This is a genomic window from Streptomyces sp. NPDC046197 (genome assembly GCF_040646295.1).
Taxonomy (GTDB): Bacteria; Actinomycetota; Actinomycetes; order Streptomycetales; family Streptomycetaceae; genus Streptomyces.
Map to the genome: position 1 here is coordinate 100,894 of NZ_JBEYZY010000018.1, position 17,448 is coordinate 118,341.

21 protein-coding genes and 1 pseudogene are annotated in these 17,448 nt (G+C 73.1%); 15 read left to right on the plus strand and 7 right to left on the minus strand.

Going from position 1 to position 17,448, the window contains the following annotated elements; translation table 11 throughout:
* Positions 1-10: 10 nt before the first annotated feature.
* Positions 11-661: a CBS domain-containing protein gene (locus AB0A61_RS24710; protein WP_361296064.1), complete on the plus strand. Its 651-nt coding sequence runs from the start codon at positions 11-13 to the stop codon at positions 659-661.
* A 193-nt stretch (positions 662-854) separates the two neighbouring features.
* On the opposite strand, the gene AB0A61_RS24715 is transcribed toward AB0A61_RS24710, so the two are convergent.
* Entirely contained in the window at positions 855-1,730 is an 876-nt protein-coding gene (locus tag AB0A61_RS24715) for a CBS domain-containing protein (protein ID WP_361296066.1), read from the minus strand.
* Positions 1,731-1,897: 167 nt separating this feature from the next.
* On the opposite strand from AB0A61_RS24715, the gene AB0A61_RS24720 reads away from it, so the two are divergent.
* From AB0A61_RS24720 to AB0A61_RS24760, 9 genes are read left to right on the plus strand one after another with little or no spacing between them, the layout of a single operon-like run.
* Positions 1,898-2,335 carry a hypothetical protein gene (locus AB0A61_RS24720; protein ID WP_361296069.1) on the plus strand — a complete coding sequence of 146 codons (438 nt, stop codon included), beginning with the start codon at positions 1,898-1,900 and terminating at the stop codon, positions 2,333-2,335.
* Positions 2,332-3,261 carry a hypothetical protein gene (locus AB0A61_RS24725; protein WP_361296072.1) on the plus strand — a complete coding sequence of 310 codons (930 nt, stop codon included), beginning with the start codon at positions 2,332-2,334 and terminating at the stop codon, positions 3,259-3,261. The genes AB0A61_RS24720 and AB0A61_RS24725 overlap by 4 nt, the downstream gene beginning before the upstream one ends.
* On the plus strand, positions 3,248-4,690 hold the full coding sequence (locus AB0A61_RS24730) for a V-type ATPase 116kDa subunit family protein (RefSeq protein WP_361296075.1): 1,443 nt from the start codon (positions 3,248-3,250) through the stop codon (positions 4,688-4,690). The genes AB0A61_RS24725 and AB0A61_RS24730 overlap by 14 nt, the downstream gene beginning before the upstream one ends.
* Positions 4,675-5,088 (plus strand): ATP synthase subunit C, encoded by a 414-nt coding sequence (locus AB0A61_RS24735; protein ID WP_361296078.1) that lies wholly within the window; start codon positions 4,675-4,677, stop codon positions 5,086-5,088. Before AB0A61_RS24730 ends, AB0A61_RS24735 begins: the two co-directional genes overlap by 16 nt.
* A 2-nt stretch (positions 5,089-5,090) precedes the next feature.
* Positions 5,091-5,315 (plus strand): hypothetical protein, encoded by a 225-nt coding sequence (locus tag AB0A61_RS24740; protein ID WP_361296081.1) that lies wholly within the window; start codon positions 5,091-5,093, stop codon positions 5,313-5,315.
* A complete protein-coding gene (locus AB0A61_RS24745) occupies positions 5,315-5,824 on the plus strand; it encodes a hypothetical protein (RefSeq protein ID WP_361296084.1) in 510 nt (169 codons plus the stop codon). Before AB0A61_RS24740 ends, AB0A61_RS24745 begins: the two co-directional genes overlap by 1 nt.
* 56 nt (positions 5,825-5,880) lie before the next feature.
* Entirely contained in the window at positions 5,881-7,623 is a 1,743-nt protein-coding gene (locus AB0A61_RS24750) for a V-type ATP synthase subunit A (RefSeq protein WP_361296087.1), read from the plus strand.
* Positions 7,620-9,014 (plus strand): V-type ATP synthase subunit B, encoded by a 1,395-nt coding sequence (locus AB0A61_RS24755; protein ID WP_361296090.1) that lies wholly within the window; start codon positions 7,620-7,622, stop codon positions 9,012-9,014. Before AB0A61_RS24750 ends, AB0A61_RS24755 begins: the two co-directional genes overlap by 4 nt.
* Complete coding sequence (locus AB0A61_RS24760; protein WP_361296093.1) at positions 9,011-9,631, plus strand: V-type ATP synthase subunit D; 621 nt, start codon at positions 9,011-9,013, stop codon at positions 9,629-9,631. Before AB0A61_RS24755 ends, AB0A61_RS24760 begins: the two co-directional genes overlap by 4 nt.
* A 67-nt stretch (positions 9,632-9,698) precedes the next feature.
* Here AB0A61_RS24760 and AB0A61_RS24765 read toward each other — a convergent pair whose 3' ends face one another.
* Positions 9,699-10,121: an Hsp20/alpha crystallin family protein gene (locus AB0A61_RS24765; RefSeq protein WP_361296096.1), complete on the minus strand. Its 423-nt coding sequence runs from the start codon at positions 10,119-10,121 to the stop codon at positions 9,699-9,701.
* Positions 10,122-10,522: 401 nt separating this feature from the next.
* On the opposite strand from AB0A61_RS24765, the gene AB0A61_RS24770 reads away from it, so the two are divergent.
* From AB0A61_RS24770 to AB0A61_RS24790, 5 genes and pseudogenes are all read left to right on the plus strand, one after another.
* The gene (locus AB0A61_RS24770) at positions 10,523-10,864 is read left to right on the plus strand and encodes a DUF1918 domain-containing protein (RefSeq protein WP_361296099.1); all 342 of its coding nucleotides are present in this window, start codon (positions 10,523-10,525) and stop codon (positions 10,862-10,864) included.
* Entirely contained in the window at positions 10,848-11,729 is an 882-nt protein-coding gene (locus tag AB0A61_RS24775) for a universal stress protein (protein ID WP_361296102.1), read from the plus strand. Before AB0A61_RS24770 ends, AB0A61_RS24775 begins: the two co-directional genes overlap by 17 nt.
* A 31-nt stretch (positions 11,730-11,760) precedes the next feature.
* Positions 11,761-11,952 carry a hypothetical protein gene (locus AB0A61_RS24780; protein WP_361296105.1) on the plus strand — a complete coding sequence of 64 codons (192 nt, stop codon included), beginning with the start codon at positions 11,761-11,763 and terminating at the stop codon, positions 11,950-11,952.
* Positions 11,953-11,966: 14 nt separating this feature from the next.
* Positions 11,967-12,086: pseudogene (locus tag AB0A61_RS24785) on the plus strand (CBS domain-containing protein); the annotation flags it as partial.
* A 208-nt stretch (positions 12,087-12,294) separates the two neighbouring features.
* Positions 12,295-12,507, plus strand: a complete 213-nt coding sequence (locus AB0A61_RS24790) for a hypothetical protein (protein ID WP_361296255.1) — start codon at positions 12,295-12,297, stop codon at positions 12,505-12,507.
* Between the two features lie 209 nt (positions 12,508-12,716).
* On the opposite strand, the gene AB0A61_RS24795 is transcribed toward AB0A61_RS24790, so the two are convergent.
* From AB0A61_RS24795 to AB0A61_RS24815, 5 genes are read right to left on the minus strand one after another with little or no spacing between them, the layout of a single operon-like run.
* The gene (locus tag AB0A61_RS24795; protein WP_361296108.1) at positions 12,717-13,190 is read right to left on the minus strand and encodes a hydrogenase maturation protease; all 474 of its coding nucleotides are present in this window, start codon (positions 13,188-13,190) and stop codon (positions 12,717-12,719) included.
* Positions 13,187-14,533, minus strand: coding sequence for a nickel-dependent hydrogenase large subunit (locus AB0A61_RS24800; protein ID WP_361296111.1), 1,347 nt, complete (start codon positions 14,531-14,533; stop codon positions 13,187-13,189). Before AB0A61_RS24800 ends, AB0A61_RS24795 begins: the two co-directional genes overlap by 4 nt.
* A complete protein-coding gene (locus tag AB0A61_RS24805; RefSeq protein ID WP_361296113.1) occupies positions 14,530-15,408 on the minus strand; it encodes an oxidoreductase in 879 nt (292 codons plus the stop codon). Before AB0A61_RS24805 ends, AB0A61_RS24800 begins: the two co-directional genes overlap by 4 nt.
* 1 nt (position 15,409) lies before the next feature.
* Positions 15,410-16,228: an FAD/NAD(P)-binding protein gene (locus tag AB0A61_RS24810; RefSeq protein ID WP_361296116.1), complete on the minus strand. Its 819-nt coding sequence runs from the start codon at positions 16,226-16,228 to the stop codon at positions 15,410-15,412.
* Positions 16,225-17,409, minus strand: a complete 1,185-nt coding sequence (locus AB0A61_RS24815) for a 4Fe-4S dicluster domain-containing protein (protein WP_361296119.1) — start codon at positions 17,407-17,409, stop codon at positions 16,225-16,227. Before AB0A61_RS24815 ends, AB0A61_RS24810 begins: the two co-directional genes overlap by 4 nt.
* Positions 17,410-17,448: the final 39 nt, after the last annotated feature.

Here is a 17,448-nt window from a genome sequence, read left to right on the forward strand (position 1 = left end):
CGGAGTCATCATGTCCGGCATCCCACACATCGTCAGCGATGTCATGACTCACACGGTCGGCGCCGTCGGCCGACGGGCCTCGTTCAAGGAGATCGTGCAGATGATGGAGGACTGGCAGGTCAGCGCCCTCCCCGTGCTGGAGGGCCAGGACCGGGTGGTCGGCGTGGTCTCCGAGGCCGATCTGCTGCCCACGGAGGAGTTCCGGGACACCCCGGGGGAGGGTTACGCCCGGCTGCGCCGCCCCGCCGCCCTCGCCAAGACCGGCGCGCTCACCGCGGAGGAGCTGATGTCCTCCCCCGCGGTCACCGTCCGGGCGAACGCCACCCTCGCCGAGGCCGCGCGGATCATGGCGCGGGCGGAGGTCAAACGGCTGCCCGTGGTGGACGATCTCGGCGTGCTGGAGGGCATCGTCAGTCGCGCCGACCTGCTCAAGGTCTTCCTTCGCGAGGACGAGGACATCGCCGAGGAGGTCCGGCGCGAGATCGTGGCCTACCTCTTCCCGCCGCCTGCCTCGGCCATCCGGGCGGAAGTGCGCGACGGGGTCGTGACGCTCGTCGGCCGGATCCGCGACGCCTCCCTGGTCCCCGTGGCCGCTCGCCTGGTACGCGCCGTCGAGGGCGTCGTGGACGTGAAGTTCGACCTCGCCGCCGACGGGACGTGATCGTCCCCTGCGCAGCCGCGTGCCGGAACCGGCGTACCCGGTCTACGAGGAGGCCGTGCTCGACTTGTATGAGGAAGCCGTGCCTGAGCCGGGTCCAGACAGCGGTCCTCGCTTCCCGTCCGGACCGGACCAGCACCACTCCGGCCAGCACGCCTCAGGGAGCCTGGGGTCACACGCCTGAGGGAGCCCGGGATCAGCCGGCGGTGAGGAGGTTCTTCACCTCGACGACGTCGGCGATCCCCGCGACCTCCGCCACCAGCCGGTCCATCGTCGCGGTCGGCACCCGTCCAGTCAGCTCCACGATGCCGTCGTGCACGGCCACCTCCACGGCGTCCCGGTCGCCCGGTGGGCAGAGGGTTTCGACCCTGGTCTCGACCTCGGCCCGTATTCCCGCGTCGTCCCTGATGAGGGCCTGCAGCAGCGCGTTGCGGCGCACGACGCCGACCAGGCGGCCCTCGTGGTCGGTGACGGGGAGCCGCTTCAGCCGGGACAGTGCGGCGAGCCAGGCGGCCTCGGCGACCGTCGCACCCGGCAGCACCGTGATCGCGGGGCTCGTCATCAGGTCGGCGGCCGTCTCACCGTGGGCCTTGCCGTGCATCCGGCGCTCGCGCAGCCTGCCGATGGGTCCCGGCCGGTGGCCCGAGGCCTCGAAGGCCACCTTCGCCAGCAGATCGGACTCGGAGACGACGCCGACCACGTGGTCCTCGGCATCCACGACCGGGACCGCACCCGCCTGCTCGCGCGCCAGCAGGCGGGCGATGTCGCGGTACGGCAGGTCGTCATGGACAGACGCGGCGGGCACGTCCATCACGTCCCGGACCAGCGCGAACCCGGCCTCGGGCGGTGAGGGCCCTTGCACGGGGGCGGCGGCCGACGGTGCCGGGTGGGCGGTGCCGCGGGCAGGGACCGGCGGCGCTTCGGTGCCGGCGTGTCTGGCCGCGGCCGTGGCAACGGCGCCCAGGTAGCGGACAAGCATGTCCTGCCGCGCCGTCTCACCGGGGCTCCAGGGACGGGAGGGCGACGACTGCCGGGCCTCGGCCTGGGTGGAGAAGTTCTCGTGGGTGTTCACGATGGCCTCCGGACTCCCTCGAGTTCCTACCATCCCAGTCTTCCGCTGTACCCGCCCACGCCAAGAGCCGAACGGCCCTGGTGCGACGGCTTGACAGCCCTATCCAGTGCGTGCAGGCACGACAACGGTGAAACTGAAGGAACAGCCGACCGGCAGGAGGCTGGCCGATGAGCCTGCGGGACTTCCTGGAGCGGTTCCGCCCGGCGGGCACGCCGGGAGCGTCCGCCACCGGCGTGCCCGCCGACCGTACGGCGGAGCGCGCCGCGGAACTGGAGCCCGCCCTCGCGCGGTTGACGGAGGTGCAGCAGGAGGCGTCCCGCATCCGGGACGCCGCGGACGAAGCGGCCGAGGCCATCCGGGAAGAGGCCGCGCGGGAGGCGGCACGCCTCGTGGCGGCCGCCCGTGAGCAGGCCCCAGTGGTCCGCCGGCAGGCCGCGGAACCCCTCCTGCGGGAGGCACGGCGCGAGGCGGACACCCTTCGCGCCGCTGGAGATCGTGCGGCCTCGGCGGTCCGGGAGCGGGCCAGGGAGCGTATGCCGGATCTGGTGGAGCGCGCGGTGGACGACGCCCTGCGTCTGGCAGGCGGGTGGGGCGAACCGCCATGAGCGCCGGCTGGGTCGCCGGTACGGTGCGCGCCAAGACCCTCGTCGGCCGGTACCCGGGTGCCGACGGGATACTGGAAATCGCTGCGAGCCCGACGCTCGACGACGGCCTGCAGCGCCTCGCCGCAACGCCGTACTCGAGGTACACGCGCACTGCGGCCGACCTGCCCGGGGCACAACGGGCGGTGTCCGCAACCCTGCTGTGGCATCTGCGCGTGCTGGCCGGCTGGCTGCCGCCAGGCGGTGCCCGCCTGCTCGTCCCGCTCGCCGCGGGCTTCGAGATCGCCAACGTCATCTCCCGACTGCCCGCACCGGCGGGACACCGCACTGACGTGCCCGAGCCGTACCGGCTCGGGGCGCTGGAGACCGCCTGGCGGAGCCTGGAGCGCGCGGACACCCCTGCGCGGTTGCGGGCGGCCCTCGCCGCCTCACCCTGGGGCGACCCCGGTGGCGACACGCCATGGGCGCTGGTCACCGGCATGCGCATGGCTGCCGCACGGCGCACCTCCGTCGCCGTGCCGTCCGCACGCCGCTGGGCCCAGGGACGGGCCGTGCTGCTGACCGCCCGTGAACTGTTCGTGCACCGGCGCTCGCTGCCAGGGCCCGTACTGCGCGATGCGGCACGGTTGCTCGGGGCGCGTGCGCCGACCGCCACCACGTACGAGGAGTTCCGCGGAAGCCTCCCCTCGGCGGCTCGGTGGGTTCTTGCCGACGTGGAGGCGCCGGGCGAGCTGTGGCGGGCCGAGACCCGCTGGTGGCGGACGGTGCTGGCCGATGGCGCGGCTCTGCTGCGCGACGGCCGGTACGGGCCGCGCGTGGTCGTGGGCGCGGTCGCCGTGCTGTCGGTGGACGCCTGGCGGGTGCGGGCCGCGCTGGAGTCGGCTGCCCGCGGCGGACGGCCGGGGGAGGTCTTCGATGCCCTGGCCTGAGGCGATGGCGCCGGTCCGGATGCGCCGCGTGGCGGTGGTCGTGCCGCAGGCGGCCCTGCGGGACGCGCTGGTGCGGATCGCAGAGGAGGGCTGCGTGGAACTGGACCGTGCCGAGGAGGCCGTTCCGGGATCGGCGGCGGTGCGGCTGCAGCGGATGCGAGGGCATGGCGACGCGGCGGAGTCGCAGAGCGCCGCGACCGCCGTGCTGGCCGCCGCCGCACCCGACCTGGACCTTCTGGAACGGCAGCACAGTGTCGGACTGCTGGCGGGCGAAGCCCAGTTGGAGGAACGGGCGCAGGGCGCCGTACGGCGTGGGGACGTGGCCGCGCTGGCCGGGTGGTGTCCGGCCGGCGAGGTGTCGCGCGTCGCGGGCCGACTGGCCGCAGCGGGTGGCGCTCTGCTGCCTCTGCCGTCCCCTCGCGGCACCGATCCGCCGACGCTGCTGCGGCCGGGCGGCCCCGTCTCCTTCACTCCGCTGGTGACCACGTACGGCACACCGGCCTACGCCGATCTCGATCCCTCGTGGCCGGCCGGCCTCGCCTACGTCGCGATGTTCGGGATCATGTTCGGCGACGTGGGACACGGCGCGCTGCTCCTGCTCGGCGCGCTCGCGCTGCGCCTCGGGCGGCCCCGCCGGTTCGCCCCGCTGAGCCGTCTCTGGCCGTTCCTGACGGGTGCCGGAGCCGCCGCCATGCTCGCGGGCGCCGCCTACGGCGAGTTTTTCGGACCGACCGGACTGCTGCCGGTGCTGTGGCTGAGCCCGCTGCACAGCGCGGCCCGCCTGCTGGCCGCCGCCGTGCTCTTCGGGGCGGGACTGCTCGCCCTCGCGCATGCCGCCGGCGCGGCCAACCGGGTACGTGAGGGGGGTTGGGGCACTGGGCTGTACGCGGCATCCGGCTGTGCAGGGCTGCTGTTCTACCTGGGGCTCGCCCTGGCCGCGGCGGGCCTGCTCCTGCACCGGCCGCCCGCGGCCGTTGCAGGAGCCGCGCTCGCCGGGGCCGGGCTGGCGCTGGTGGCGTACGGCCTGTTCCGGGCCACGGCGGGCGGCGGCGCGGGACTCGCCGAGACGGCGGTGCGGCTGTTCGACATCGTCGTGCGCACGGGCACCAACACACTGTCCTTCGCCCGGCTCGCGGCCTTCGGCCTCACCCACGCTGCACTCGCCGACCTGGTGTGGCGCGGCACCACAGGCCTGGCCGCGCGCGGTGCCGCCGGGGCAGCGGGCGCCGTGCTGCTCTTCGCCGTGGGCACTGCCGTCTCGTTCGGCCTGGAGGCCCTGGTGGCCGGTGTGCAGGCCCTGCGGCTGGAGTTCTACGAGCTGTTCTCCCGGCTCTTCGAGACGGAGGGCCGCCCGTTCCGTCCCTGGCACGTTTCCCCGGTGGAACCTGCCGACCGCGCTGTGAAGGTGATCCCATGCTCACCTGGCTGATCGTCCTGCCGGTCCTGGCCGCGGTGCTCGGTGCCGTCCGGCTGCTGCGGCGACACCGGACCAAGCACGCCTTCCGCTGGCTCCTCGCCACGAACCTCGCCCTCCTGGGCGGCGCCTGTGTCGTCCTGGCCACGGCGCTCGTGCGCCCCGCGCAGGCGTCGGCCCAGGCCGCCGCCTCCGGCGCGGTCAACGGGTCCGCTCTGATCGGGGCGGCCATCGCGGTGGCCGGGGCCTCCATCGGGGCCGCGATCGCCGTCGCGTACACGGGTGCAGCGGCGCTCGCGGCGCTGAGCGAACGACCGGAGATGTTCGGCCGGGCGATGGTGATCGTCGGCCTGGCGGAGGGCATCGCGGTGTACGGGCTGGTGGTCGCCGTCCTGCTCATCGGAAAGGCGTGACCATGGGCACCGTGGCCGCCATCGGCACTCGGACCGGCGTGTGCGGTCTGGCGCTGGCCGGGGTCGACGTCCTTGTCGCGGAGGACCCGGACGCCGTCCGCCGGGCCTGGCGGACGCTTCCGGCCACGGTCAGCCTGGTGATCCTCACGGCCGAGGCCGCCGAAGCGCTGGGGAGCGCGGCGACGGCGCCGGATCCGTCCCGGCCGCTGACGGTGGTGATGCCCTGATGGCGGCGCCCGCGGACGCGCTGGATCCGGTGCGCGCCGAGTTGCTGCGCGCGGCAAGGGCCTCGGCCGATGCCGTGCTGGACCACGCGCGGGCCGACGCTGAGGAGACCCTGCGCGCGGCGCGCCGCACGGCCGAGGCGTTGCTCGCGCGGGCCCGGGACCTCGGTGCGGCCGACGGTGCCGCCGCGGCGGGCCGGGAGCGGGCGCGGACGGTGCAGGACGCCTGGGCGGTGGAACTCGCGGCCCGCGCCGAGGTGTACGCGGAGCTGCGCGCCAGGATCCGCGCGGGCGTGCGCCGGGCGCTGGCGGAGGGTGCCGTCCCGCAGACTCGGCTCAGGGAGGCCGCGCGGGCCCTCTTGGGATCACGGGCACGGGTCACTGCCGCCGCAGGAGGCGGAGTGGCTGCCGAGGTGCCCGGCCGACGGGTCGATCTCTCGGCGGACGCCCTCGCCGACCGCGCCCTGAACCGGCTGGGGGTGCGGGCCGAGGCACTGTGGGGGCCACCGTGAGCGTCCGCGGCAACCCGGCGTCAGCACAGTCCGGCAGTGGGACATGCCCGCAGGCCATGCCCCGCGGCCCGGCGACCGGCCTTGCCAGGGATGCGGCTCATGTCCTCCGGGTCGCCGGTCCCCTCGTGGAGATCGGCTGCCCCGCCTCGGTCGCCATGCACGACCTGGTCGTGCTGGGCGATGACCGGCTGCCGGGCGAGGTGGTCGCCATCCACGGCGACACCGCCACCGTCCAGGCGTACGAGTACACCGGCGGGCTGGCCCCCGGACACGCCGCGGAGCCACAGGGTCGGCCCCTGTCGGTGCGCCTGGCCCCGGACCTGCTCGGCGGCGTGTTCGACGGTCTGTTGCGTCCTCTGGACGGCGCCGGGGACCTCCTCCTGACAACCGGGCCGGGAGCCGCACCGGATCAGCGCGCCTGGCAGTTCACGCCAAGGGTGTCCGAGGGTGGACGGGTCGCAGCCGGGGACGTCCTGGGCGAGATCGCGGCGAGCGTGCCTCTGCGGCTTCTGGTGCCTCCGGACCTCTCGGGCGAGGTGACCCGCATCGCGGCAGCGGGCGAGCACTCCGCGGACGCCGTGGTCGCCGTGGTGGGCGGCCACCAGGTGCGGATGGCGCAGTCCTGGCCGGTGCGCAGGCCGCGGCCGGTTTCCCGGCGGCTGCTGGCCGACGTGCCGCTGAACACCGGTCAGCGGGCCGTCGACCTGCTCTTCCCGGTGGCCCGCGGCAGCACGGTCGCCGTGCCGGGCGGCTTCGGCACCGGCAAGACCATGCTGCTGCAGCAGATCGCCAAGTGGTGCGACGCCGACGTGATCGTCTACGTCGGCTGCGGCGAGCGCGGCAACGAGATGGCGGACGTCATCGAGGAGCTGACCGAGCTGACCGATCCGCGCACCGGGGGCCGTCTGGCGGAGCGGACCGTGACGATCGCGAACACCTCCAACATGCCGATGATGGCCCGCGAGGCGAGTGTCCACACGGGTGCGACGGTCGCCGAGTACTTCCGCGACATGGGGCTCGACGTCGTCCTGATCGCCGACTCGACCTCCCGCTGGGCGGAGGCGCTGCGCGAGTTCGCCTCGCGTATGGGCGAACTCCCCGCCGAGGAGGGCTATCCGGCAGGGCTCGCCTCGCAACTGGCCGCGTTCTACGAGCGGGCCGCCGCCGTGCGCACCCTCGGCGGCACGACCGGTTCCGTCACCGTGATCGGCGCCGTGTCCCCGCCGGGCGGGGACCGCACCGAACCGGTCACCGCGCACACCGAACGCTTCGTGCGGTGTCTGTGGAGCCTGGACCGCGAACTCGCCTACGCACGGCACTATCCGGCCGTGTCCTGGGCGGACTCCTTCTCCCGCGACGCCGCCGCGCTGAGCGCCGCGCACGCGCGGGCCGGTGACGCCGAGTGGGCCGAGCGGCGCGGACGGGTGGCGCGGCTGCTGGGCGAGGCGGACCGGCTCGCCGACCTGGTCGAACTGGTCGGCATCACGGCCCTGCCGCCGCGGGAGCGGATCAGCGTGCTCGCGGGACGGCTGCTGCGGGAGGCCCTGATCCAGCAGAGCGCGCTGTCACCGGCGGACGCCTACAGCGCCCCCGAGAAGACCACGGCTCTCGTGGAGGCCGTACTGGCGGTGATCGACCGCTGTGTGGAACTGACGGACTCCGGTGCCCGGGCGGAGGACGTCGAGGCGGTCGACTTCACCCCGTTGTTGCGGGCACGTGAGACGGCGGGCCCGGCGCAGACCACTCCGGTGGCGGCGGCCCGCGACGCCGTGCTGGCCCGGCTCAAGAAGGCGGCATGAGCGGCCTCGCGGACATCGAGTACACGGGCGTACGGGAACTGCGCGGCCCCCTCGTCGTCGTCGAAGGGGTGAGCGGGGTCGGCTGGGACGAGTTCGCCACGATCGTCCTCGACTCCGGAGAACGACGACACGGGCTGGTCCTGGAAGTCGACCGGGATCTCGCGGTGGTGCAGGTCCTTCAGGACACGGCCGGCATGGACCGAACCGGCACCCGCGTCGCCTTCTCGGGCACGCCACTGCGGATCCCGGTCGGCACCGGATGGCTGGGACGGGTGTGCAACGGGCGGGGCGAGTCGGCCGACGGCGGGCCTCCGGTGCTCGGCGGCTCCTACGCGGCGGTCGGCGGGGCGCCGATCAACCCCGTGCGCCGGGAACCGCCGAACGAGCCGGTGCTCACCGGTGTGGGCGCCGTGGACGTGCTCACCACGCTGGTACGGGGCCAGAAGTTGCCGGTGTTCTCGGCGGCCGGGCTACCGCACCTGGAACTGGCCGTGCAGATCGCGGCCCAGGCGACGTGCGGTGGCGAGCCCTTCGCCGTGGTGTTCGCCGGCATGGGACTCACGCACGCCGACGCGGCGTTCGTCCGTGACGGGCTGGCGCAGCGCTCCGCCGCACGGGAACTGGTCCTGTTCCTCAACACCGCCGACGACCCGGTGATCGAGCGGTTGCTCACCCCCCGCCTCGCCCTGACGGTGGCCGAGCACCTGGCGTTCACGGAGGGCCGTCACGTCCTTGTGCTGATGACCGACATGACGGCCTACTCCGAGGCGCTGCGCGAGGTGTCCGCCGCGCGCGGCGAGATCCCGGCCCGCCGGGCCTACCCCGGCTACCTCTACAGCGACCTCGCCTCCCTCTACGAACGCTGCGGCAGGATCAGGGGCCGCCCCGGGTCGGTGACCGTCCTGCCGGTGCTGACGATGCCGGCGGGGGACATCACGCACCCCGTGCCGGACCTCACCGGCTACATCACGGAGGGGCAGATCGTCCTGTCCGCCGAGGTGCACGGCGGCGGCACGTATCCGCCCGTCGATCCACTGGCCTCACTGTCGCGCCTGATGCGCAAGGGAACCGGAGCGGGACGGACGCGCACGGACCATCCGGCCGTCGCCGCGCAGTTGATCGCCGCACTGGCCCGGTCCCGGCAGGTGCGGGAACTGGCCGACCTGATCGGGCGGCAGGCTCTCAGCCCGACCGACCTGCGCCACCTCGACCTGGAGGACGCATTCCGCAACCGGTTCCTCGCCCAGGACAGGGAGGAGAACCGGCCGTTGGACGAGTCACTGGACCGGGCCTGGGAGGTGCTGCTGGCCCTGCCGCGCAGCCAGCTCGGCATGATCCCGGCCGACCTGCTCGAGGCCCACTCCCTGCCGCTGAAGGAGGCGCCGTCGTGAGCGTGCACGGACGCCGGGTGCCGCCGGGTCGGGCCGGGCGGCTGCGGCTTCGCCGCAGTCTCGCCACCGCACTGCGCGGAGCAGACCTGCTGGAACGCAAGCTCCGGCTCCTGCTGGACCGGGAGCGCGCGGCGCGACGGGCGGCGGAGGAAGCGGGCCGGGTGTGGCGGGAACGACTGGCCGAAGCGGACGTCTGGCTGGTGCGCGGGGTGTTGCTCGGCGGCGAACGGGCGCTGGCCGAGGCGGTGCCCGCGGACCGGGCGCACATCGACGTCCAGTGGGCCACGCTGATGGGCGTGCGCCGTCCCGCGGCCGTGGCCTGGGCCGACCCCGTCCGCTCCCCGGCCGAAACAACACCGCCCAACACCGCCCTCGCGCACGCCGAGACGGCCTACCGTGCCGCGGTCGGAGCCGCCGCGGAGCACACCGTCCACCGGGCAGCCGCCGAACTGCTCACTGCCGAGGCCGAACGGACCCGGCAGCGAGTGCGTGCCCTGCGCCGGCACTGGATCCCCCGGCTGCAACAGCAACTCGCCGCAGTGGAGCTGGGGTTGGAGGAGGCCGAACACGAGGAAGCGGTACGGCGTCGCTGGGCTGCCTCCCATGGCCCCCGGTGATGGCGGGGCAAGGAACGCACGACGGCGGCGGGCCCGTGCGGGGCCCGCCGGAAGCCGTCACCTGCTGTCAACTGCCGTGCCGGATCTCGACGCGCTTGGCCTCCGTCTTCTCGGCGCCCAGGCCCACGCTGACGGTGAGCATGCCGTCGGTGTAGTCGGCCGTTACGTCGTCCTCGTTCGCGCCGGGCGGCAGCGTCACGCTGCGGCTCATCGTGCCGTACCGGATCTCACTGTGGTTCTTCGTGACGTCCTTCTCGGTGCGCTCGGCCTGGACGGTCAGCACCCCGTCGCCGATGAAGACGTCGATGTCCTCGGCAGACATGCCCGGAAGCTCGGCCCGCATCACATAGCGGCCGCCCTCCGTGCAGTCCTCGACGCGGACCGTGTACAGGGCGCCCATCGTGGGCATCCCGAAGCGGGCCGGAAGGCTCTCGAACCAGTCCGGCATCTCCGGGAAGGCGAACCTCTGCCTGCGTGCCAGTGTGGCCACCGCGCTACCTCCTCGCTGCGGTCGCGGCTGCCGACACCTCCAGTCCAGCGCGCACGGCCCCGCGCCGCTGAAGCCGAACAGCCCATGCCCTGGGTACCTGAGGTCCCTTTTTTTCCTGGTCGTTGGCGATCAGACCGGTGACGAAAGGGCGACCACACCCGGCGGCGATCACCATGTCCGACGCCCTGGTGGGTTTCGCGTGCACCAGAAACGTCGCCGCCGCCACCGCCCCGGGCATCGCGGCCCCTCGTTCCGTGCGATCGGCCGGCCAGGAGTGACCGGCCCCGGTGGGCCGACGAGTCCGGGGCGGGGACCAATGGCCCCTGGAGCTCCGGCGCATCGGGGGCTTCGATGGGATCGGCGGCACCGCTCCGCGCCGCCGCAGTGAGGAGGCGAGGACGATGACCGCTCCTGCACCCACCGAGAAGGCAGCGTCGAGTGCGCGCCCTGAGGCAACCGGCGCCTCCATGCGGGCCCGCGTCGGCGACGAGATCGTCGTACGGGGCACCACAGCCGGGGTCGTGGCCCGGGACGGCGAGGTCGTCGGGCTCCACCATCCGGACGGCAGCCCGCCGTACGACGTGCGCTGGGCCGACAACGGACGGGTGACCCTGTACTTCCCCGGACCTGACGCCTGCATCAGGCATCTGACGCCTGCCCGGGCTCCGGAGCGCGCATCGGCTGACGCACCGTCGGCTCCCGGCGAGCTGGTGGCCGGAGGCGGCCATGTCCAGGCCGAGTGATCGCCAACCGATCGTCGTGGGCGTCGACCCGGATCCCTCCCTGCGCATGGCGCTCGCCTGGGCGGCCGACGAGGCAGCCCGCCGCCGGCTGCCGTTGCGTGCGGTGCACGCCGAAGGCGTACCGGCCAGCGGATACAGAAGGCGGGTGGCCCCACCTTCCTGGGAGGAATGGAACGAAGCGCTGAACAAGGCCGGGAAGCAGGTGCTCGAGGAGGCCGCGGAGTTCGTCGCGAACCGGCACCCGCAGGTCGAGGTGGACGTCCTGCTCGCGGAGGGCGACCCGGTCCGGGTGCTGCGCGGGCAGAGCCGCGACGCCACGGCCGTTGTCCTGGGCTCACGGCACCTGAGCCGGGTCCAGGAGGTGTTCGACTCCATCTCGGTCGCCCTGCCGGTCATGGCCCGCGCGCACTGCCCAGTGGTGGTCGTGCCGGAGCCGGAGCACATCACCCAGGACCCCGCGTACTACGTCGTCGGCGTCGACGGCAGCGAGCGCTCCGCCGTCGCGGTCGACCTGGCCTTCGAGGAGGCGGCCCTGCGCCGCGCCGAGCTGCGAGCCCTGTACGTCTGGCAGCCCAGTCACCTCAGGATCTTCGACGAGTACGAATCTCAGCAGGAATGCCGCCGGTTGCTGTCCGAGATCGTGGCCGGTCGCCACGCCCGCTACCCGGAAGTGGACCTGCGTCACGAGTTGGTCGTCGGGCACCCCGTGCAGGCGCTCACCGACGCCTCGGCCCACGCGCTGGGCCTGGTGGTGGGGACCCGGGGTCGCGGCGGCTTCACCGGCATGCTGCTGGGCTCGGTCGGCCAGGGAGTACTGCAGCACGCCCACTGTCCCGTCTTCGCGGTTCCGTCGACGCCCGTGTGAACCGCGGGTCGTCACGCGAAGGGAAGCAACCGTGACTGCTCGAGCACTGGACGCGAACTCCGTCACCGCGCTCGTGGCGGACGCCGCAGCCGCACCGCCGCCGCACAACGCACAGCCCTGGGCCTTCCACTTCCTGTCCGTCGACGGCGTCCTGCGCCTGCGATCACCGTGCGGCGGCATGCGGAGCGCGGTCGGCTCCCGGCGGCGAGGAGTAGTCGCGTGAAGGTCTCCGAGGTGATGACCACCCCGCCGGTGAGCGTCGCTCCGCACCTCTCCCTCGCGGAGTCGACCCGGCGGATGGCCGAGTCCGCCGTCGGGTCGGTCCTCGTCGTCGAGGACGGGCTGCTGCGTGGGATCGTCACCGACCGCGAAGGACCGGCCGGGTATGGGTCCCACGGTCCTCGTGAGTGCCGTTCGGCCCCACCGGGCGAGGACGCCCCGGGAGCGATCCTGAGATGTGCCGACAGCGACGGCCTCGGCACCGAGAACAGCCCCAACCCTTTGTGTGTCCCCGTGTTTGTCCGGGGCAGGGTACCGGGGCGACGGTCCCGTGGACGGAGGGGCGATGAGCAAGCGCACCCGAGTCGACCCGCGAGCCGAGCGCGCCTGCTGCGGCGCCAGGCTGCCGCCGCACGAGACCGCCCGGGTCCCGGCCGCGCAGCCGATGGCCGGCTCCGTCCGCCGGGGTGCCCGAGGCGCGGCGGGCGATTGGCTGCTGCTGCCCGGCGGCTCGTGGCGGCGCGTCGAAACGATCCGGGTGCGGAGTCTTTTCGGCTGAGAACTGAGACGAAAGCCGGCCCAGGTCTGTGAGCACGGTGCAGCACTGTGTGGCTCATCCGGCCGAGCCGGAGCCCGAAGTGGCCCTTCTACTCGTGCGTACGTGCCGGGCCCGCCCGGTTACTCCGGACCACGCCCCTGTCACCGGCGCGAAAGGCTTCGTTGCCCCTCGCGTGAGGGCGGCCACCGCGGGTCCTCCCGGAACCGTCGCTAGGGGTTCCTTTCGTATGCCTGCCGTACGGAGGCGGCGGCGCGGTCGATCAACGCGGGGAGCGCCGACCGCACCGCTTCGCTCAGGCCCGCGCCGAGTTCGATGTCGGCCACTTCCACGGCGTGCACCACGAGCCTGCGTGGCAGCTGACCGAGGGCTTCCGCCAGGGCGAGGCACTCCCCCAGGCCGAGCGCGTGCGTGCTCGCTGTACGCGCTGTGCGGCAGGCCGCTTCCGCCGCTGTCAGGGTGTGCAGCTCGCCCGGCCCGCCCGACCGTGCACGGAGGGCTTCCACCACGACCACCGTGTCCGCGCCACGCCACAGGTCGAGCATGCGCGCGGGTTCACCGTCACTGGCCACCAGGACGGTGTCGTCGGGAACACGGCCCCGCAAGGCCTCCACCGCAGCCGGGCCGACCCCGTCGTCACCGCGCAGCGGATTGCCCACACCGATCACCACGACCCGGCCGCTCATGGACGTTCCACGGTGACGTCGAGGAAGTGGGCGGCGCAGGAGATACAGGGATCGTGATTGCGGATGGCCCGTTCGCACAGATGGGTGAGCTCCTCGTCGTCAGCGGCGGGCCCGGCCGTGTCCAGGCGTGCCTGGACCGCCCTGCGCACGTCCTCCTCGATGGCCGTCTGGTTCTGGGCCGTGGGCGGGACGATGCGGGCCTCGGTGAGCGTGCCGTGCTCCGTGAGGACGTAGCGGTGGTACAGCAGCCCGCGGGGCGCCTCGGTGGCCCCGGCGCCGGCTCCCTGGCGCGGCGGGACGTCGACGGCCGGCTGGGGAGATCCTTCGTATCCGTCGATGACGCGCAGGGCTTCCTCGACGGCGTGTACCACTTCCACGGCGCGTACGACGATGCTCCGGAAGGGGTTGTCGCAGATGGCGCCGGTCACCGGGTCGCCCAGCCCGGCGTCCCGCGCCGCCTCGGCGGCCTCGGGGTGAAGCCACCGGCCGTTGATCGCATAGCGGGCCAGCGGGCCGGTCAGGTAGCGGCGGCCGTCGAGGGTGGCCGTCAGGGCGGTGGAGTGCGGTACCTGCCCTTCCTGGACGTGCTGTTCGAAGTCGGACAAGGGGTACTCGCGCAGCGCCGGGCCCTGGTCATGAGCGGCCATGACCGCCGGTGTTCCGGAGTCGATGGCGTAGCGGCCGGGGTCGCGCAGTGCGAACAGGTCGTGGTCCATCACGGCGTCGGGAAAGTCGAACCCGGCCACCCAGCGGACGGTCTCCAGCGCATCCTCGCGGGCCTGCCGCAGCCGTTCCGCCAGCGGACGGAGTTCGTCCGGTGCCGGCGTCCGGTAGAAACCGCCGACCCGGACGTTGACCGGGTGGATGGGGCGGCCGCCGAGCTGTTCGAGGATCGCGTTGCCGGTCTGCTTGATTCTCAGGCCGCGTTCTACGGCGGCTCGCTGGTCGCGGGCAAGTCCCACGACGTCCGCATGCCCGAGGAAGTCCGGGGCGTGCAGCAGGTAGATGTGCAGGGTGTGGCTCTCGATCCACTCGCCGCAGTACAGCAGGCGGCGCAGTTCCGCGAGCGAGCCGTGCACCGTGACACCGCAGGCGTTCTCGATCGCCTGGCAGGCGCTCATCTGGTAGGCGACCGGGCAGATGCCGCAGATACGAGCGGTGATGTCGGGGGGTTCGGTGTGGCCCCGGCCGGTCAGGAATGCCTCGAAGAAGCGTGGCGGTTCGTAGATGCGCAGCCGCGTCTCGGTGACCGTGCCCTCCTGGACCCGCAGGTGGAGGGCGGCTTCGCCCTCCACCCTGGCCAGCGCGTCCAGTCGCAGGACGCGGGTTCCGCGATGGTTCATGCGGGCCTTTCGGGGCGGGTTGTTGTCCGGGCCCGAGCGCTGTCCTGCTCCTCGGCCGCGAGCTCGGGTACGGGGGCATATTCCGGCGACGCGGCGTTGAAGGTGCGGAAGACACGCTGGATGTCCTGCTCGCTCATCCCGTCGTGGCGCAACTGGGCGACCATGGAGCGCAGGTTGGGCCCGCTCGTCGGTCCGAAGCAGCCGTAGCACCCGCGTCCGTAGGCGGGGCAGATGGCGCCGCACCCGGCGTGCGTGACCGGCCCCAGACAGGGGGTGCCGTGGGCCACGGTGATGCAGGTGGTACCGCGCCTCTTGCACTCGAAGCAGACACTGTGGCTGGAGATCTGGGGTTTGCGTCCGGCCAGGTGGGCGGTGATGACTTCGAGGAGCTGGCGCCGGTCGATGGGGCAGCCGCGCAGTTCGAAGTCGACCGGAACATGGGCCGAGATCGGTGTCGAGGTCTCCAGCGTGGCAATGTACTCCGGCTGGGCGTAGACCGCGGCGAGGAACTCGTCGATGTCGGCGAAGTTGCGCAGTGCCTGGATGCCGCCTGCGGTGGCGCAGGCTCCGATGGTCACCAGGTGCCGGGAGATACGACGGATGTGCTGGATCCGCTCGGCGTCCTCCGCGGTGGTGATCGATCCTTCGACCAGGGAGAGGTCGTACGGCCCCCGGCCGTCCGGCCGCGCACGCTCCCCGTCGGCGCCCTCGACCGGGGTCATCTCCACGAAGTGGTCGATGCGTACGCGCTCGGTGAGGCCGAGGAGTTCGTCCTCGCAGTCGAGCAGGGTCAGCTGGCAGCCGTCGCAGGAGGCGAACTTCCACACGGCGAGCGTCGGCCGCGGGTCGGTGGCCGACCCGGGATCGGTGACCATGTCACAACTCCCTTACGAGGAGCAGGTGTGCCACGCGGTCGTAGCCGACGACCGGCCCGTCGCGGCACAGCAGGAGCGGGCCGAGCTGGCAGTGGCCGCAATGGCCGGTGGCACAGTGCATGTTGCGTTCCAACGACACCTGAACGCGCTGTGGGATCAGGCCCCGGGCCAAGAGGGCGCGTGCGGTGTGACGCATCATCACCTCGGGTCCGCACAGGAGCGCGCAGGTCCGTTCGGGCAGCAGGTCGAGGCGGTCAAGGAGCGTGGTGACCACGCCCACCGCACCGTGCCAGCCCGGGCCAGGGCGGTCGACGGTCACCTCCACTCGGGCCGGGCCGCGCCAGCTCTCGATCTCGTCCCGGTAGACCAGGTCGGCCGGGGTACGGGCGCCCACCAGGATCGCGAGCCGACCGTACGCGGCCGGCCGGTCCAGGACTGCGTGCACGACCGGCCGCAATGGAGCGAGCCCGATGCCGCCGGCGATGATCAGCACGTCGTAGCCGGCCGCCGCCTCAAGGTCCCAGCCGGTGCCGTACGGTCCGCTGATCCCGACGCTGTCACCCGGGCGCATCCGGTACAGCGCGGTCGAGACCGCGCCCACCGCGCGCACGGTGTGCACGAGACCCCCGTGGCGGCCGCGCAGGGCGCTGGCAGAGACGGGCACCTCACCGACCCCGAACGCATAGATCATTGCGAACTGTCCCGGCGAGAAGGGCGCGAGCTCTTCTGCGGCCGGTACGAGCTCGATCGACCGGGTGTCGCCGGTCTCGGTCCGGGTGTCGGCGACACGGTACGGCAGCGGGGGTGTCACGGTGCTCATGGTGGCTCCGACGTGGATGTCGGCTCCCCGGACCGTGTCCAGTCGTACAGGGCGGCGGCTTCCTCGGTGATGTCGATGCCGACCGGGCACCACACGATGCAGCGTCCGCAGCCCACGCAGCCGGACGAGCCGAACTGGTCGTACCAGGTCCCGAGCTTGTGGGTCATCCACTGCCGGTAGCGGCTGCGCGAGGAGGCACGGACCGGGCCGCCGTGCAGGTGGGAGAAGTCCAGGTCGAAGCACGAGTCCCACAGCCGCCACCGCTCCGCGTGGTCGCCGGTGAGGTCCGTGACGTCCTCGGTGGTGGTGCAGAAGCACGTGGGGCACACCATGGTGCAGTTGCCGCAGGTCAGGCATCGTCCGGCGACATCGTCCCAGCGGGGCGCGTCGAGCGTTCCGGCCATCAGCTCCCGCAGATCGGCTTCGGGCATGGTCCGTCCCATGCGGTCCGCGGCGGCCGCGACGCCTGCGCGGGCCGTCTCCCGGGTTTCCGGGTCGGCCGGGCGAGCGGGCAGTTCGGCCAGGATCTCCGCGCCTTCCCGGCTGCCGCTGCGGACCCAGAAGCGGTGCCCGTCCTCATCGACCACCTCGGTCATCACCAGGTCGTAGCCGGGACCGGCGGCGGGTCCGGTGCCCATCGAGACACAGAAGCACGTGGCGCCGGGTTCCGTGCACTCGACCACGATCAGCAGTGCTCCGGAGCGGCGCCCCTCGTAGACGGGATCGCGGTACGCCCCACCGGTCAGTACCCGGTCCTGGATGGCGATGGCCCGCAGGTCGCAGGGGCGCACACCCAGGAAGGCGTACCTGGGAGGCGCGTCCCGGTCGGCCCTGAGGGCCAGCTCCCCGTCCACGCGGTCGGCGCTCCACTCCCGCACCCGCGAAGGATGGAGGAACGTCTTCCACGACTGGGGACCCGCCGCGTTCGCGAAAGCCGCGCCGTCCGAACGCTCACGCAACCGGTACCGCCCGGCCTCCAGCTCCACGCCCCATCCGTACGGCAACTCGTCGGCCGACCGCAGCTCCGCCGGCACGATCGCACCGTCCCGCACCGTGGGTCCGACCACGGTGAACCCGCGCCGGATCAGCACCTCCACGAGCGCGGCCATTCCGTCCTTGGCCATGACGAGCCCGTCGGACGCCGGGGCCGGGGAGGCACTCACATCGGCGTCGGCACTCATGACCGACCTCCTTCAGCACTGCAGGCGGCACATGGAGGC

Excerpts from the sequence above, each read along its gene's own strand:
- AB0A61_RS24735 (WP_361296078.1), top strand. The coding sequence starts at position 4,675 with ATGCTCACCTGGCTGATCGTCCTGCCGGTCCTGGCCGCGGTGCTCGGT.
- AB0A61_RS24750 (WP_361296087.1), top strand. The coding sequence starts at position 5,881 with ATGCCCCGCGGCCCGGCGACCGGCCTTGCCAGGGATGCGGCTCATGTC.
- AB0A61_RS24720 (WP_361296069.1), top strand. The coding sequence starts at position 1,898 with ATGAGCCTGCGGGACTTCCTGGAGCGGTTCCGCCCGGCGGGCACGCCG.
- AB0A61_RS24790 (WP_361296255.1), top strand. The coding sequence starts at position 12,295 with ATGAGCAAGCGCACCCGAGTCGACCCGCGAGCCGAGCGCGCCTGCTGC.
- AB0A61_RS24740 (WP_361296081.1), top strand. The coding sequence starts at position 5,091 with ATGGGCACCGTGGCCGCCATCGGCACTCGGACCGGCGTGTGCGGTCTG.
- AB0A61_RS24800 (WP_361296111.1), bottom strand. The coding sequence starts at position 14,533 with ATGAACCATCGCGGAACCCGCGTCCTGCGACTGGACGCGCTGGCCAGG.
- AB0A61_RS24730 (WP_361296075.1), top strand. The coding sequence starts at position 3,248 with ATGCCCTGGCCTGAGGCGATGGCGCCGGTCCGGATGCGCCGCGTGGCG.
- AB0A61_RS24810 (WP_361296116.1), bottom strand. The coding sequence starts at position 16,228 with ATGAGCACCGTGACACCCCCGCTGCCGTACCGTGTCGCCGACACCCGG.
- AB0A61_RS24775 (WP_361296102.1), top strand. The coding sequence starts at position 10,848 with ATGTCCAGGCCGAGTGATCGCCAACCGATCGTCGTGGGCGTCGACCCG.
- AB0A61_RS24710 (WP_361296064.1), top strand. The coding sequence starts at position 11 with ATGTCCGGCATCCCACACATCGTCAGCGATGTCATGACTCACACGGTC.
- AB0A61_RS24805 (WP_361296113.1), bottom strand. The coding sequence starts at position 15,408 with ATGGTCACCGATCCCGGGTCGGCCACCGACCCGCGGCCGACGCTCGCC.
- AB0A61_RS24770 (WP_361296099.1), top strand. The coding sequence starts at position 10,523 with ATGACCGCTCCTGCACCCACCGAGAAGGCAGCGTCGAGTGCGCGCCCT.
- AB0A61_RS24815 (WP_361296119.1), bottom strand. The coding sequence starts at position 17,409 with ATGAGTGCCGACGCCGATGTGAGTGCCTCCCCGGCCCCGGCGTCCGAC.
- AB0A61_RS24725 (WP_361296072.1), top strand. The coding sequence starts at position 2,332 with ATGAGCGCCGGCTGGGTCGCCGGTACGGTGCGCGCCAAGACCCTCGTC.
- AB0A61_RS24755 (WP_361296090.1), top strand. The coding sequence starts at position 7,620 with ATGAGCGGCCTCGCGGACATCGAGTACACGGGCGTACGGGAACTGCGC.
- AB0A61_RS24795 (WP_361296108.1), bottom strand. The coding sequence starts at position 13,190 with ATGAGCGGCCGGGTCGTGGTGATCGGTGTGGGCAATCCGCTGCGCGGT.
- AB0A61_RS24745 (WP_361296084.1), top strand. The coding sequence starts at position 5,315 with ATGGCGGCGCCCGCGGACGCGCTGGATCCGGTGCGCGCCGAGTTGCTG.